Below are 14,516 nucleotides of genomic sequence, written 5' to 3' on the forward strand. Positions count from 1 at the left end.
CCCTTGCTTGACCTTGAGTTTGGTTGAGCTTCTACGGTGGCGCCATGGAGACAGCGAAGACAACATCTCCCCAGGTCAAGGCGGGGAAGCGAGAGTGGTTAGGGCTGGCTGTCCTGGCTCTGCCGACCATCCTGATCGCGCTCGACATGTCCGTTCTGCACCTGGCGGTGCCGCATGTGAGTGCCGACCTCGACCCGTCGAGCACGCAATTGCTCTGGATTGTCGACATCTACGGTTTCCTCATCGCGGGCCTGCTCATCACCATGGGCACATTGGGTGACCGTATCGGCCGTCGAAGGCTGCTGCTGATCGGCGCGGTGGGATTCGGTGCCGCCTCGATTCTCGCGGCCTACTCCACGAGTGCGGTGATGCTCATCATCGCGCGTGGACTGCTGGGCGTCGCCGGGGCCACACTGATGCCGTCCACGATGTCGCTGCTGCGGAACATGTTCCACGACGCGAAGCAGCGCAATGTCGCGATCAGCGTGTGGATGGCCGGCTTCGTGCTGGGCGGTGCCCTGGGACCGGCCGTCGGTGGGGTGATGCTGGAGTACTTCTGGTGGGGTTCCGTCTTCCTGCTGGGCGCGCCCGTGATGGCTCTGCTGGTGATCACCGGCCCCCTGCTGCTCCCGGAGTTCCGGTCCGACCGGCCGGGCCGTCTGGACGTGCTCAGCGTGTTGCTGCTGCTGGTCGGCGTGCTTCCGGTGGTCTACGGCATCAAGGAGTACGCCTCGCACGGCATCGAGGCCACCTCCTCGCTGGTCCTCGCTCTGGGCCTGGCCATCTGCGCTGCCTCCGTGCTGCGTCAGCGCAACCTCGAATCGCCCCTCCTGGACCTGCGCCTGTTCGGCAGCCGTACGTTCGCAGCCGCCCTGGCCGTGTTGTCCCTGTCGATGTTCGTCATGGCCGGCGCGCAGTTCTTCCTGGCGCAGTTCCTGCAGATGGTGTCGGGACACACGCCCATGGAGGCCGGACTGCTGATGCTTCCGGTCTCCCTGATGATGGTCATCGGCATCCTGGCGTCGCCGGGGCTCGCCCAGAAGATCCGGCCCGCCTATCTGATGGCCGGCGGCCTGGCGATCGCCGCCGTGGGAATGTTCGTCCTCAGCCGCCTGACCGAGGACTCCGGCATCGGCATGGTCGTCGCCGGCGGCGCCATCATGAGCCTGGGCCTGGGACCGACACCGGCCCTGGGCACGGGCATGGTGCTCGCCACCGCGCCCGCGGAGAAGGCGGGCGAGGCCTCGGCCATCCAGGAGACCGCCGCCGAGCTGGGCACCGCCATGGGCATCGCCCTGCTGGGCGCGGCCGGCACCGCGGTCTACCGCGCCCAGGTGCAGGACGGCATCCCGGCAGGCACCCCCGAAACGGTGACGGCGGCGGCCGAGGACAGCATCGGCTCCGCCGTCGCGGCGGCGGACGACCTCACCGGCGACACCAAGGATGCCCTCCTGGACGCCGTACGGACGGCGTTCACCGACGGGATCCAGATCTCCTACACCGCGAGCGTGGTCATCGCCCTCGCCATCGCCCTGCTGGTGGCCACCCTGCTCCGCAGGGTCACTCCCACCCTCGAAGAGGAAGGCGAGGCCCCGCAGGCGGAGCAGAAGGCCATGATGACGGGAGATCAGGCCGGGTAGCCGGCAGCGGCAGAAAGGCAGTGGGTTCTCCGCGCGACTCGCGGCCCCGGGGCAGGCTTGTCGTCACCCGGGGCCCGGTATGTGGGGCCGGGGCCCGCGGATGCCCGAGTGGCTCCAGCGACGTGCCGAACCGGTGGCGGCGCCCGTGAGGCCGTCACGCGGCGGCAGAGTGCCTGGTTCTACCCCGTCCCCGCTTGGGACATGCCTCCATCCCACGCATCGAAGAGCCGTCGGCGCTTCGGACGTTCAGCGCCGACGTGGGACGCCCAGCGTCTGCAGGAGCTGGGCGATTTCCTCCCGGAAGAGTTTCTCCGGGTTGGTGGTCTGGTTGTGCATGTGGCCGTAGACCTCCAGTGACACCAGGCCGTGCAGATGCCCCCAGACACGCAGGGCGAGTGCGACGGCTGCGGGCGGCAGGTCGGGGAAGGCGGGACGCACCTTGTCGAGGAGCCCGGGGTCGAAATCGGACCAGTCGAAGGCGCTGTCCCGGTAGAGGTGCCGGGCATGAGGCCAGGCGGCTGCCGCGAGCGCGGTGAGCCCGGTGCAGACGCGGCGCGCGGCTTCCGGGGCGGGGCCTCCCTCCGGGGCCCGGTAGCCGGGCACGGGGTCGCCGTAGACGAGGCGGAAGCCCTGGGGGTTCACCAGGGCCCAGGTCCGGAAGGCGTTGGCCCATGCCTCGATGCGGACGGCTGGATCCGTGGCGGGCGTGGCCGACCAGGCAGCGTCCACGGCGTCGGCCAAGGCGGTGTACACGTCGCTGATCAGCGTGGTGACCAGGTCGTCGCGGGTCGCGAAGTAGCCGTAGATGGCGTTGGCGGTCATGCCCATTTCGCGGGCGATGGCCCGCAGGGTGATGGCATCCGGCCCGCCCGAGGCCATCAGCTCCAGCGCCACCTTCTTGATCTCGGCCGTGGTCTCGGCCCGTAGCCGCTCGCGCCTGGCCCTGCTGCCTGTAGCTGTCACAACCGGCACTCTACAGCGTTCACTTAGTGAGCGGTGTATCGCAACTTCACGCCGTATAGTTTCTGCACGGCGTCACGCATTCGTGGCGTCCTCATCGGCATGCAGGGGAGAGCCATGCACATAGGAGTCATCGGGGCCACGGGGACGATCGGCAGCCGGGTCGTCGCCGAAGCTCTCGGCCGCAGTCACCACGTCAGGGCGTTCAGCCGTGACGCCGCACGGGCACAGCGCGAGGAGCGGCGGGACAACATCAGCTGGGCGGGCGTCGACGTCCTGGACCACAAGAGCGTCGCCGGCATCCTGCCGGGCCTCGACGTCCTGATCAGCGGCTTCCAGCCGGGCAATGCGGCCAAGGACTTCGAGGACACCGTGCGCCGGTCGATCGCCGACCCGACCGTCTACGCGGCGGCGGCGCGAGCCCTGCTGAAGGCTCTGGAGAGCCATCCGCGGACCCGGCTCATCGTCATCGGCGGCGCCGGCAGCCTGGAGATCGAACCCGGAGTGACGCGCGCCGACTCCGACGAGCTGCTGCACACCGCCCTCGACCAGCTCGGACTGCCCCGGGAGTACGCCGCGGCGGTGCGCGGTCACCGAGACGCCCTCCAGGTCCTGCGGACCTCCAACCGGCTGTGGACCTACTTCAGCCCCGCCGAGGAGATCGCGCCCGGCGAGCGCACCGGCCGGTTCAGGATCGGCGGCGACCAGCCGGTGCTCGACGCCGACGGCCGCAGCCGCATCTCGGTCGAGGATGCGGCCGTCGCCCTGATCGACGAAGCCGAGCTGCCCCGGTTCGTCCAGCGTCGCTTCACCATCGGCTACTGAAGCCACGGCCGTTCCCCGTGGGGTTGGCCACCGTCCGTCCGTCGGCGAGACGACGTCGGCGCGGCCGTGGCCCACATGGGGGACCGCAGCGTGGCAAGCCGGTCCTCGCCTTCACCTGACGGGCCGCCCGTGCCGGGACGACTGGAGTGCCCGGGGAGCGCGGAGGTGACGCTCCGGTTCACCGGCTGCCGGCGGTCACGGCGATGGCGGGAAGGACCGCGAGGGCGAGGACGCCACCGGTGAGGGCGAGGACGGGGTAGCCGGCCGCCGAGACGACGAGGCCGGAGGTGAGACCGCCGGTGGCACCGGCGATGGCGATGGACACGTCGACCAGGCCCTGGGTCTTGGCACGGGTCGCGAGCGGCACGGCGTCGGTGATCATCGCGGTGCCGGAGACCAGGCCGAAGTTCCAGCCGAGGCCGAGCAGGGCCAGCGCGAGCGCGAGCAGGCCGACGGAGTCGTCGGGTGCTGCCGCGGCGGTGATGCCGGCGGCCAGGAGGGTGACGCCGGAGGCGGCGGCGATGCTGGTACGGCCGTAACGGTCGACGAGCCGGCCCGTCAGCGGCGAGGGCAGGTACATGGCGCCGACGTGGACGGCTATGACGAAGCCGGAGGCGGCGGTGCCGTGGCCGTGGTCGTGCATGTGGACGGGCGTCATCGTCATGATCGCGACCATGACGAGCTGGGTGAGGATCATCGTCAGCGCGCCCAGCATCAGCCCCGGCTGCCGCACAGGGGTTTCCTCGCTGTCGCCCGAGGTGTGCTTCTGCTGCTGGAGGTCGAGGCTGCGGGCGAGCAGCAGCGGGTCGGGGCGCAGCCAGACGGCGAGCACGAGGGCGGCCAGGGCGTAGGCGGCGCCGGCCAGGAGGAAGGGCCCGGCCAGGGTGGGGATGCCTAGTGCGTCGGCGAGGGTGCCGGTGGGTGAGGCGAGGTTGGGGCCGACGACGCCGCCGAGGGTGGTGGCGACCAGGACGGTGGAGACGGCGCGGGCGCGGTGGGCGGGCGCCGCGAGGTCGGCTCCGGCGTACCGGGCCTGGAGGTTGGTGGCGGTGCCCGCGCCGTAGACGAACAGGGCGACGAAGAGCAGTACGGGGTTGTCGGCGACGGCGGCGGCGATGACGCCGGCGCTGCCGACGGCGCCGGCGAGGTATCCGGCGGCCAGGCCCGGACGCCGGCCCCGGGATTGTGAGATGCGGCCGATGGTGACGGCGGCGAGGGCGGAGCCGGCCGTGAACAGCGCGCTGGGCAGGCCCGCGAGGTCGGTGGACCCGAGCATGTCCTGCGCGAGCAGGGCTCCGACGGTGATGCCGGCCGCGAGCCCCGCTCCGCTGAGGATCTGGCCGGCGACCAGGACGGTCAGGACGCGGCGCTGAGCTTCGGAGGCAGGGGGTGTACCGACGGGGGTGGCTGAGGCGGGGCCAGTCACAGGGGCGCTCTTCTCGTTGCGGGGGGCCGAGCTACGGGTTGTCGACGACGAGGTGTCCGGCGGAAGCGCGCGGCCGAGGTCGCCTGAACGTACCTCACCGGTCCACTGGTCGTGCCGGTACTCGTGGTTGATGAGCGCGGTGAGCAAGGAGAGGCGACGACGGCGAGTTGGTCCGGTGCCGTGACCTTCCCGGAGGCGATGGCGCGCATGTGGGAGTGGACGCACTCGGCGACGGTGTCACGGAAGGCGGTGAGCCGCTCGACGGTGGACAGACCGTGGCGGATCCGGACCGATCACGGCCCCGTGTTCGTCGGTGCCTGTGATGCCGGTCCGGTCGGCCCCGGCAGCCCGTTGAGACCGGCCTTCGGCATCTCCTCCCCGGGACACGGCTCGGCGTCCTCGCCGAGGAAGCCGCCCGACTGGTGCTGCCACAGCTTGGCGTAGGCGCCGTCCGCGGCGAGCAGTTCCTCGTGCGTGCCCTGCTCGACGACGCTTCCGCGGTCCAGGACGACGAGACGGTCCATACCGGCGACGGTGCTCAGCCGGTGGGCGACCACGAGGGCCGTCCGTCCCTCCATCAGCCGCCACAGGGCGTCCTGGACGAGGATCTCGCTCTCCGAGTCCAGCGCGCTGGTCGCCTCGTCGAGCAGCAGGATCGGGGCGTCGCGCAGGATGGCCCTGGCGAGGGCGACACGTTGGCGCTGGCCGCCCGACAGTTTCACGCCCCTCTCCCCGACCAGAGTGGCGAAGCCCTCGGGGAGCTGATCGGCGAACTCCGTAACGTGCGCGGCCGCGGCCGCCGCTCGGATCTCGGCCTCGGTGGCGCCGGGCCGGGCGAAGGCGATGTTGTCCCGCAGGCTGCGGTGGAACATCGCGGGTTCCTGCGGGACGTAGGCGATCAGTGAGCGCAGGTCGGCCTGGCGCAGCCGGCTGATGTCCTGACCGCCGACCAGGACGCGTCCGGCGTCGATGTCCGCCATCCGCAGCAGGAGTCGGGTGAGTGTGGTCTTGCCGCCCCCGGACCGGCCGACCAGACCGATCCGCGCGCCGGCGGGGACGTCCAGGTCGAGGCCCTCGAAGATCGGCTTCGCGCCCGCGTGGGCGAAGGTCACCGACTCGAAGCGGATGCCGGTGTCCCGCGGCGCGAGCGGTTCGGGTTCGGCCGCGTCCAGCACGGTGGGCGGGTCCAGCAGCAGCTCCGTGAACTGCGCGGCCTCGGTCATGGAGCTTTCCAGACGCCGGTAGATCTGGTTGAACTCGAACATGATCTGGGTCGCGTTGGAGTAGTAGGTGAAAGCGACGACGATCTCCTCCACCCCCTGGCCCGGGCCCCCGAAGGCGATGGCGACGAACAGGCCCAGCACGTTGGTCAGCACGGACATGGGGGCGACCAGAGTGTCGACGCGCAGATTGCCGTAGTCCCACGACTTCAACGTCAGGCGCCGGGATTCCGCGACGCGCCTGCGGTGTTCCTCGGCCTCCCTGCGCTCGGCGGCGAACGCCCGGATGGTCTCCATGTTCGTGAGGCTGTCGGCGACGTGGCCGGAGACCCGGGCGATCGCCGCCTCCCGGTCGTTGACGAGCGCCTGACGGCGGCGGACGAGGGGTGCGGCGGCCACCACGGTCAGAGCGATCATCAGGAGCAGGCCGGCGACGAGCAGCGGTTCGTAGTGCCAGAGCACGACGGCGCCGAACACCAACGGCACGAGGCTGCCCACGATCCGGTACGTCACCGTGTCGACGAAGTCCTCGAAACGCCTGCCGAAGCTCAGCACCCGTTTCGTTAGGGAGCCGGCGAAGTTGTCGTGGAAGAACGCCGCGTCCTTGGCGAGGAGTTCGTCCATGCCGAGCACGTACAGGTGCTCCATGCCGAGGGCGTCCACGCGGTTCAGGCAGTGCTGCCCGATCCGCCACACGGTCTCGGCGAGCAGCAGCACCGCACCGAAGCCCAGCACGTACGGCAGCGCCGCAGCGAGGGTGAGACCACCGTCGTCGGCGGCCTGCCCCGCCAGTTTGGCGACCAGCAGGGGGGCGACGTAGCGGATGCCGATGTTGCCCACGGCCGGCAGCAGCAGGGCGGGCAGGGCCAGGCGTCGTAGTCGGAACAGTTCCCGGCCGTAGCGGCGCAGCGCGAGAACGACCGCGCCCCTGGCCGGCGCCTGCCCCTGCGTGTCTGTTGTCGCCATCACACCCCCGGAGGTCGGAATTCGGAAGTTTCCCGTCGAACGATGGCGCCAGTCCAGGCATTTACCGCGGATGGGCGATAACCGGACACCGCTGTGCCGCTTGTAGCCTGCCCGGGTGTCACGTTTCGAAGATTCAGATGTGCTGGTGAGCGGCGACCACGTGCGTGAGGCCGTCGCTCACTGTGTCAAGACGCTTTCCGGTGTTCCGTCGGCCCAGTGGCGTGTTCCTGCCGGTGACCTGGAATGGACGTGCTGGGAGACCCTCGAACACCTGGCGGACGACCTGCTCACCTATGCGCTGCGGTTCGGGCTCGCGAAGCCGATGGACGTCCGGCGTGTGCCGCTGCGCCTGTCCAGGGACCGTGAGGACGGGCCGGAGAACGTCATCTTCGGTGACGCGGCGGCGGGACCGGACGGGCTGCTGACGGTCGTCGAGGCGTGCGGGGGTCTGCTCGCGACCGTCGTGGACCACGCCTCCCCCACGGTGCTGGCCCCGCATGTGTTCGGTGCCTCGGACCCGGAGGGGTTCGCGGCGATGGGCGTCGTCGAAACCCTCGTCCACACCTACGACATCGCCCGGGGCGTACAGCGCGACGGGGCCCCGCCGGAGCAGCTGAGCCGTCGTGTTCTCGTACGGCTCTTCCCGGACGTCGACATCGCCGACGACGCCTCGTCCACCTTGCTGTGGGCCACCGGCCGCATCGGGACGCCGGAGCGGCCCCGCCGCTCGGCCTGGCGCTGGTACGGAGCACCTCGCGGGTCCCGGTGAGCCTCAGGTGAGTACAGGGAGATTCAAGGGAAATTCAGTTGTCCCGCCGTCGGGAGGCCGCTGAAGATGATCACGTAAGACCACGACATTGCGAGGCCCCATGCACGTCACCGTTCCCACCTCGGCAGGCCGGATCCGCGGACAGTGGAAGGGTGAGGTGGCGGCCTTCGCCGGGATCCCCTACGCGGCGCCGCCGTTCGGTCCGCGGCGCCTGCTGCCTCCGCGGCCGCCACAGCCGTGGGCGGGGGTGCGCGACGCTCTCGTGCCCGGCCCCGCCGCGCCCCAGCCCGGCTATCTCCCGGCGATGGCCGGCCTGCTGGAAGAAGCGGCGAGCCCGGGCGAGGACTGCCTGAACCTCAACGTGTGGACGCCGGCCCCGGGCCGCACCGGAGGCCGGCTTCCGGTCATGGTGTGGATCCACGGCGGGGCGTTCCGCAACGGATCCGGTTCTCTCCCCTCCTACGACGGAGCGCGGCTGGCCGCCGACGGCGTCGTCTGCGTCACCCTCAACTACCGGCTCGGGGCGGAGGGGTTCCTCCTGCTCCCCGACGGCACGTCCAACCTCGGCCTCCTCGACCAGATCGCCGCGCTGGAGTGGGTCCGCGACAACATCGCCGGGTTCGGCGGCGACCCGGACAACGTCACCGTCTTCGGCCAGTCCGCCGGTGCCATCGGCATCACCGCCCTCATGACCATGCCGCGGGCCCGGGGACTGTTCCGACGGGCGATCACGCAGAGCGGTGGCGGCCACCACAGCCACCCCGAGGACGTCGCCCGACGCGTCACCGAGCGGCTGGCGGCCCTCGCCGGTGCGGAGCCGACACGCGAGGGGCTGGCCGCCGTACCGCCGGATCGGCTCATCGCCGCCGAAGGCGCGCTGGGCCGGGAGATCGCGCAGGCCACCGACCCCGGGCAGTGGGGGGAATCAGCGGGCGGCGGCACCACCGTGCTGCCCGTGGTGGACGGGAACACCCTGCCCCGGCGTCCGATCGACGCACTCGCCGGCGGAGCGGGGCGGGACGTCGATCTGCTCACCGGCACGACCAGCGACGAATTCCGCCTCTTCCTCGTCCCGTTGGGCATCGGTGCGAGGATCACCGACGAGGTGCTGACCGGCTTCCTCGCCGGACTCGGCCTCGATCCCGCCGAGGCCCGCAGGGTCTACACGGCGGCGCACCCCGGGGCGACTCCGGGCGACCTGCTGTCCGCGGCCATGAGCGACCACGCCTACCGCATTCCGGCGCTCCGGGTGGCCGAGTACCGCGCCGCGCACGGAGCGGACACCTTCGTGTACGAGTTCGCCCGGCCCTCACCCGCGCTCGGTGGCGCCCTCGGCGCCTGCCACATGGCGGAGATCGGTTTCGTCTTCGGCAACCTCGCCGGCCCGCTCACCGGCCCCGGCGCCCCGCAGGAGCTCTCCGACCTCGTACGCGGGGCCTGGATCTCCTTCGCCCGCACCGGATCCCCCACCGCCACCGGCACTCCCGTCGGCGGACTGCCGCACTGGCCCCCTTACGCCGGACACGGATCCGTCATGCGTCTGGGCGACGGTGCGCCCCGCGTGGCCGAGGACGCCGCGGCGGATGAACGCAGGCTGTGGCACCACCTGCGCCGGGCCGCACCCGGCACTGCCTGAGCCCGTGTGACGTGCGACCTCCCGGGTACCTGGGCGGAGGTGTCGAAGGGAGGCCGACATGCCGGCACGCATTTTCGACCGGCAGGAGGTGTTCCGCCTCGTCGAGCAGGACCTGGCCCAGCTGGTCGAGGTGCTGCCGAGACAGGCGTACGAGCAGGTGCACCTGCCGGGAGCGATCAACATCGGTCTGCGCGACCTGGACGAGGAGGCACCGCGGCGGCTGGACGCCGAGCGGCCCGTCATCGTCTACTGCGCCGACGAACTGTGCGACCTGAGCCCACGGGCCGCCGCACGGCTGCGCCGGCTCGGTTTCCGTCAGGTGTACGACTACGTGCCCGGCAAGGCGGACTGGCTGGCCGCCGGCCTGCCCAGGGAGGGCGAAGCGGCGGACACGGCCCTGGCCGGGGACGTCGCCGACCGGAACGTACCCCTGTGCACCCTCGACCAACCGCTCGACGACGTGGTGGACATGCTCGACGAGACGGGCCGCCGGGCGGCGGTGGTGGTCGACGACGACCAGGTGGTCATGGGACTCGTCCGCCACCGGGAAGCGGCCGGCCACACCGGCGGCACCGTCGGTGACACCATGCGGCCGGGGCCGGTGACGGTCCGGGCCGACCAGCCGCTGCCCCCTCTCCTGGAACGCATGACGCAGACGGGGACGGCCGCCGTCCCGGTCACCGACCCCGAAGGGCGCCTCCTCGGCCTCCTGGAACGCGACGACGCCGAGCACGCCGTCGCCCGGCGCGAGGCCATGGTCCACTGAGGCCGCCCGGGGCGGACCGGGCGGCCGTGGAGGCGCGGCATCACCCCGAGCCCATGAACGCAAGGACACACGGAAGGCGAAGACCATGCCCGCCACGCACCCGCCCGACTTCGAGCACGCCATCCACACCGCGAACATCTGGCTCAAAGCGGTGGCGGAGGCCCTGGGGACGGAGGACCGTCACTTCGCCCACCGGGTCCTGCGCGCCTGGCTGCACACGTTCCGCGACAGGCTCACCGTCGACGTGGCCGCCCACTTCGCCGCACAGCTCCCGGAACTGCTGCGGGGCGCCTACTACGACGGCTGGAGCCCGAGTTCCGTACCCGTCCGCTATGACCGCGACGGCTATGTGAACCGCTTCGTCCAGGAGGCCAAGGTCTCCGCGGAGGACGCTCCCGGGATGGCCGCCACCGTCACCACCGTCGTGAAGGAGCACGTCTCGCCCGGGACCCTGGAGTCGGCGCTGGAACAGCTCCCGCACGACATCCGTGCCCTGCTCCTCCAGCCGGCCGCCTGACCGGAGCCCGGTGAACCGCTGGCTGCGGCTGACACTTCTCGGTGTGGGGGCGATGAACTCGCCCCGGTACGCCCCGGCGGGCCTGCTGCTGCGCTGCGCGGGGTACCGGGTGGCCTTCGACGGCGGACCCGGGGCCGAACCGCCGCCCGGACGGCTGGACGCGTGGCTGGTGACCGACGAGAGTGCCGAGCTGAAGTCGGTGCTGCGGCGGCGGGCCTCCGTACGGGGCCTGCAGACGCGCGCCGGCGATCTGGAGATCGGCGGTGTCCGGGTGCGCTGCTGTCCCGTGGTGCACACGTCGCACCCCGCGTACGGGTACCGCGTGGAAGCCGGGAACTCGGTGGTGGTCTGGGCGCCGGAGTTCTGGGACTTCCCTGCCTGGGCGGCGGGGGCGGACCTGATGTTCGCCGAGGCGGCGGCCTGGGACCGGCCGATACGGTTCCGGGGCGGGGTGGGCGGCCACGCGAGTGTCCGCGCCGTCGCCGAGCTGGCCGTGCACCACCGCGTGCGGCGCCTGGTCTACGCCCATATCGGCCGCCCCAGCCTGCGGGCGATGGACGCCGGGCTGAAGCCGCCCGCCGGCGAGTGGGGCGTCGAAGGCCGCACGTACTCCGTCTGCTTCACCGCATCGGCGCCGAGCCGGGCCTGATGTGCCTAGCCGGGCCTTACGTGCCGAGCCGGGCCTGATGTGCCGAGCAGACGAGCAGCCCCGCCGCGGCTACGCGGACTCGGCGCCCGGCAGCGGTTCGAGGCTGGTCACCGCGTACTCGATCCGGACCTCGTCGGCCAGTTTCAGCGCGCCCATGAACGCGCTGTACGGCTTGATGCCGAAGGCGGACTGGGTGACGGTGGCCCAGCCGCAGACCATGCCGTCGCCGTCGCTGCCCCCGTGCACGGTGACCGGACGGGTCCGGCCCTTGATCGTGAGGTCCCCGGTGATCTCGAACTCCGCGGGCGTTCCGGTGATGCTCGTGGAGCGGAAGGTGATGGTGGGGTGCTCCCCGGTGTCCAGCAGCGCCTCGCTCGTCAGCAGCCGCTCGATCTGCGCCTTGTCGGCGTCGCTGAGGGGTTTGAGTCCCCGGTGCCCTCCCGGACGCTCAGCGCCCCGGTCTCGACCGTCACGGTCACCGACGACTTCCCCGGCTCGCTCGCGACGACCACCGCGTTGCCGGACCACCGGGTCGCCTCGATGGTGAGGTCGTGCCCGGCCTTCCGGCCGAGACCCGCGCGGCTGGTCCTGACCAGCAGACGGCCGGCCGGCGCTCCGAAGCCGTAGGTTCCGTCACTCACTTTCCCGGGTCCGGCGGCAGGCACGGCGTCTCACCCCTCAGGCCAGTTCCGCATGGCCGAGCAGCTCGGCGTAAGCGGTCGGCAGCTGGCTGATGAGCCTGTTCAGCTCGCCGCCGGAGATCGTCTGCGCCAGTACCGTGAGCACCGCTTCCGCGTGGGCGTGGGCGGCCTCCTCGTCGTCCCCGGTGATCTCGGCCACCCGCCGGACGAACTCCTGGACGCCCCAGGACCTGCCCGGACCGGCGTCGGCCGCGTCCACGAGCACTTCGGCGAGCTCGATCGGGAGCTGGTCGGCGAGGTGGTTCGCGGCGACGGGCTGCAGGCGTTCACCGAGGGTGGAGAGCACGGCTTCGGTGACGCCCAGCACCTCCGAGGTGTCGCCGTACTCGCCCCGCTCGCGCACGGCAGCCAGGAATTCCCGGTACGTCATCGCCTGCTCCCTCCGTCGCTCCGTCACTTCCCAGGCCCGGCAGAGGCCGCCGCCGGCCCGAACCGGCGCCCGCACGCACTGCCGGCCCGCTCTGCCACCGGGTCCCCCCGGACGGCACCGGCAACCGGGTGTCTTCTGCCGCCGTCGCCCCTCCGGGGGCCGGCGTCCGGCCGCCGTACGGTTTCGGGGTGCGGCACCGCGGGGACCCGGGTCGCACCCTGCGGAAGGGGGACGGCCGTGCCCGGCACCGAGCAGACGCGTATCCGCAGAGCGGCACTGCCCCTGACGGACCAGACGTCGCTGGACCCGCTGATGGACCGCATCGGCGACGCCCGCTACGTGCTGCTGGGCGAGGCGTCCCACGGCACCGCCGACTACTACCAGGTCCGTGATGTGCTCACGCGCCGGCTGATCGAGGAGAAGGGCTTCTCCTTCGTCGCCGTGGAGGGCGACTGGCCCGACTGCCAGGCCGTGCACTGCTCGGTGGTCGCGGCGCCGGGCGCGCCCGAGGACCCCGCGCGGGTGCTGGCGGACTTCCGGCGCTGGCCGACGTGGATGTGGGGCAACACGGACGTGGCCGCCTTCACGCGCTGGCTGCGCCGGCACAATGAGCAACTGCCGCCCGAGCGGCGCGTCGGCTTCTACGGGCTGGACGTCTACAGCCTGTGGGAGTCACTGCACGCGGTACTGGAGCACCTGCGCGAGCACGACCCCGAGCGGGTGGACGACGCCCTGGAGGCGTACCGGTGCTTCGAGCCGTACGCCGAGGACCCGGAGTCCTACGCGGTGGCCGCCCGGCTCGCCCCCGAGGGCTGTGAGCCGCAGGTGCTGTCCCTGCTCACGGAGCTGCGGCGCACAGCCGGGCGGGCGGGCTCCCCGGACGGCTCGCTCGCCGAGTTCGCCGCGCGGCAGAACGCGGAGGTGCTGGCCGGGGCCGAGCGCTACTACCGGGCCATGCTGGAGGGCGGCCCGGAGTCGTGGAACATCCGCGACCGGCACATGACCGACACGCTGGACCGGCTGATGGAGCACCACGGCCCCGGCGCCAAGGCCGTGGTGTGGGAGCACAACACGCACATCGGGGACGCCCGCGCCACGGACATGGCCGACACCGGCATGGTCAGCGTCGGCCAGCTGATGCGCGAACGCCACATGGGCAAGGGGGTGGTCCTGGTCGGCTTCGGTTCGTACTCCGGCACCGTCGTCGCCGCGGACGCGTGGGGCGGCGTACCCCGCGTCATGGACGTGCCGCCCGCGCGCACCGGCAGCCTGGAGGATCTGCTGCACGCGGCGCTGTCCGGCGAGCGGGCCCTGTTCGTCTTCCCCCATGTGCAGTTCCAGAGGCCGCCGACCTCCGGCCGGGGCGAGTGGTTCCACGAGGAGCACGGCCACCGGGCGATCGGTGTCGTCTACCGGCCCGGGTACGAACGTCTGGGCAACTACGTCCCCACCGTCCTGGCCGAGCGCTACGACGCCTTCTGCCATCTCGACCGCACCCGGGCCCTCACACCGCTGCGCCCGATGGCCGCGGAGAGCCGGGAGCAGCAGACCTGGCCGGCGGGTGTCTGACGCCGGCATCAGCGCCGCGGAACCGGACGTGTGGACGGCGTGGCCGTGCCGGGCGGGGTCAGCGGCGGACGAAGGCCAGTACCGCGGCCAGGGTCATCGGCTGACGTGTCGACAGGTACAGGTACGGTGCGCCGAAGGCGGGGTCGGTGATCTGCAGGCGCACCGCCGTCGGGATGTAGGAGCGCAGTGCCATCAGGGCGTGGGGGTCGGCGCGGCGCGTACGCCACAGGAACGCCTCCTGCTCGTCGAGGATCTCCACGCTCCCGAGGGCGTCGAGCGGAATCTCCGTGTCGCCGACGGTCAGCGAGTGGTGGCTGAGGCGGATGCGCCGGGCCCCGTAGCGGGCGATGGCGGCCGCCACCGCGGCCGTGCCCACGATCAGGGCGGCCAGGGCACCCAACGGGTGGACGCGCAGGGCCACGAGGGCGAGCCCGAGGCCGGCGCACAGGGCCATTACCCACCACGAACGGGGAACGGCCAGCCGCTCTTCGTACAGGTACAT

The 14,516-nt window shown here is 71.9% G+C and carries 14 protein-coding genes; 8 read left to right on the forward strand and 6 right to left on the reverse strand.

Annotated elements, in window-relative coordinates; all coding sequences use genetic code 11:
• Nucleotides 1-44: 44 nt before the first annotated feature.
• On the forward strand, nucleotides 45-1,640 hold the full coding sequence (locus H0H10_RS07230; RefSeq protein ID WP_223179486.1) for an MFS transporter: 1,596 nt from the start codon (nucleotides 45-47) through the stop codon (nucleotides 1,638-1,640).
• A 246-nt stretch (nucleotides 1,641-1,886) separates the two neighbouring features.
• Here H0H10_RS07230 and H0H10_RS07235 read toward each other — a convergent pair whose 3' ends face one another.
• Nucleotides 1,887-2,603, reverse strand: coding sequence for a TetR/AcrR family transcriptional regulator (locus H0H10_RS07235; protein WP_309141742.1), 717 nt, complete (start codon nucleotides 2,601-2,603; stop codon nucleotides 1,887-1,889).
• 114 nt (nucleotides 2,604-2,717) lie between these two features.
• On the opposite strand from H0H10_RS07235, the gene H0H10_RS07240 reads away from it, so the two are divergent.
• Nucleotides 2,718-3,425 carry an NAD(P)-dependent oxidoreductase gene (locus H0H10_RS07240; RefSeq protein WP_188180008.1) on the forward strand — a complete coding sequence of 236 codons (708 nt, stop codon included), beginning with the start codon at nucleotides 2,718-2,720 and terminating at the stop codon, nucleotides 3,423-3,425.
• Between the two features lie 178 nt (nucleotides 3,426-3,603).
• On the opposite strand, the gene H0H10_RS07245 is transcribed toward H0H10_RS07240, so the two are convergent.
• Both H0H10_RS07245 and H0H10_RS07250 read right to left on the reverse strand, forming a co-directional pair.
• Complete coding sequence (locus H0H10_RS07245; protein WP_188180009.1) at nucleotides 3,604-4,851, reverse strand: MFS transporter; 1,248 nt, start codon at nucleotides 4,849-4,851, stop codon at nucleotides 3,604-3,606.
• A gap of 293 nt (nucleotides 4,852-5,144) precedes the next feature.
• Complete coding sequence (locus H0H10_RS07250) at nucleotides 5,145-7,037, reverse strand: ABC transporter ATP-binding protein (RefSeq protein WP_188180010.1); 1,893 nt, start codon at nucleotides 7,035-7,037, stop codon at nucleotides 5,145-5,147.
• A gap of 115 nt (nucleotides 7,038-7,152) precedes the next feature.
• Here H0H10_RS07250 and H0H10_RS07255 point away from each other — a divergent pair, with 115 nt between their 5' ends.
• The 5 genes from H0H10_RS07255 to H0H10_RS07275 all read left to right on the forward strand — a co-directional run bounded on the left by H0H10_RS07255 (nucleotide 7,153) and on the right by H0H10_RS07275 (nucleotide 11,374).
• Nucleotides 7,153-7,806 carry a maleylpyruvate isomerase N-terminal domain-containing protein gene (locus H0H10_RS07255; protein ID WP_309141743.1) on the forward strand — a complete coding sequence of 218 codons (654 nt, stop codon included), beginning with the start codon at nucleotides 7,153-7,155 and terminating at the stop codon, nucleotides 7,804-7,806.
• A gap of 100 nt (nucleotides 7,807-7,906) precedes the next feature.
• Nucleotides 7,907-9,442, forward strand: a complete 1,536-nt coding sequence (locus tag H0H10_RS07260; protein WP_188180011.1) for a carboxylesterase/lipase family protein — start codon at nucleotides 7,907-7,909, stop codon at nucleotides 9,440-9,442.
• A 58-nt stretch (nucleotides 9,443-9,500) separates the two neighbouring features.
• Nucleotides 9,501-10,208 carry a CBS domain-containing protein gene (locus H0H10_RS07265; protein ID WP_188180012.1) on the forward strand — a complete coding sequence of 236 codons (708 nt, stop codon included), beginning with the start codon at nucleotides 9,501-9,503 and terminating at the stop codon, nucleotides 10,206-10,208.
• 85 nt (nucleotides 10,209-10,293) lie between these two features.
• The gene (locus H0H10_RS07270; protein WP_188180013.1) at nucleotides 10,294-10,725 is read left to right on the forward strand and encodes a DUF2267 domain-containing protein; all 432 of its coding nucleotides are present in this window, start codon (nucleotides 10,294-10,296) and stop codon (nucleotides 10,723-10,725) included.
• A 10-nt stretch (nucleotides 10,726-10,735) separates the two neighbouring features.
• Nucleotides 10,736-11,374, forward strand: a complete 639-nt coding sequence (locus H0H10_RS07275) for an MBL fold metallo-hydrolase (protein ID WP_188180014.1) — start codon at nucleotides 10,736-10,738, stop codon at nucleotides 11,372-11,374.
• 69 nt (nucleotides 11,375-11,443) lie between these two features.
• Here the strand turns inward: H0H10_RS07275 and H0H10_RS39670 are convergent, their stop codons facing one another.
• Nucleotides 11,444-11,902: a YceI family protein gene (locus H0H10_RS39670; protein WP_309141744.1), complete on the reverse strand. Its 459-nt coding sequence runs from the start codon at nucleotides 11,900-11,902 to the stop codon at nucleotides 11,444-11,446.
• Nucleotides 11,903-12,052: 150 nt separating this feature from the next.
• Nucleotides 12,053-12,445 (reverse strand): DUF2267 domain-containing protein, encoded by a 393-nt coding sequence (locus tag H0H10_RS07285; RefSeq protein ID WP_188180015.1) that lies wholly within the window; start codon nucleotides 12,443-12,445, stop codon nucleotides 12,053-12,055.
• 237 nt (nucleotides 12,446-12,682) lie between these two features.
• Here H0H10_RS07285 and H0H10_RS07290 point away from each other — a divergent pair, with 237 nt between their 5' ends.
• Entirely contained in the window at nucleotides 12,683-14,014 is a 1,332-nt protein-coding gene (locus H0H10_RS07290) for an erythromycin esterase family protein (protein WP_309141745.1), read from the forward strand.
• A 58-nt stretch (nucleotides 14,015-14,072) separates the two neighbouring features.
• Here the strand turns inward: H0H10_RS07290 and H0H10_RS07295 are convergent, their stop codons facing one another.
• Nucleotides 14,073-14,516: a DUF3093 domain-containing protein gene (locus tag H0H10_RS07295; protein ID WP_188180016.1), complete on the reverse strand. Its 444-nt coding sequence runs from the start codon at nucleotides 14,514-14,516 to the stop codon at nucleotides 14,073-14,075.

It is taken from the genome of Streptomyces griseicoloratus, from assembly GCF_014534645.1.
In the GTDB taxonomy this organism is placed as follows: Bacteria; Actinomycetota; Actinomycetes; order Streptomycetales; family Streptomycetaceae; genus Streptomyces; species Streptomyces griseicoloratus.

Coding starts and splice junctions, on each gene's coding strand:
- H0H10_RS07230 (WP_223179486.1), top strand. CDS start 45: ATGGAGACAGCGAAGACAACATCTCCCCAGGTCAAGGCGGGGAAGCGA.
- H0H10_RS07240 (WP_188180008.1), top strand. CDS start 2,718: ATGCACATAGGAGTCATCGGGGCCACGGGGACGATCGGCAGCCGGGTC.
- H0H10_RS07250 (WP_188180010.1), bottom strand. CDS start 7,037: ATGGCGACAACAGACACGCAGGGGCAGGCGCCGGCCAGGGGCGCGGTC.
- H0H10_RS07260 (WP_188180011.1), top strand. CDS start 7,907: ATGCACGTCACCGTTCCCACCTCGGCAGGCCGGATCCGCGGACAGTGG.
- H0H10_RS07265 (WP_188180012.1), top strand. CDS start 9,501: ATGCCGGCACGCATTTTCGACCGGCAGGAGGTGTTCCGCCTCGTCGAG.
- H0H10_RS07270 (WP_188180013.1), top strand. CDS start 10,294: ATGCCCGCCACGCACCCGCCCGACTTCGAGCACGCCATCCACACCGCG.
- H0H10_RS07285 (WP_188180015.1), bottom strand. CDS start 12,445: ATGACGTACCGGGAATTCCTGGCTGCCGTGCGCGAGCGGGGCGAGTAC.
- H0H10_RS07295 (WP_188180016.1), bottom strand. CDS start 14,516: ATGTACCTGTACGAAGAGCGGCTGGCCGTTCCCCGTTCGTGGTGGGTA.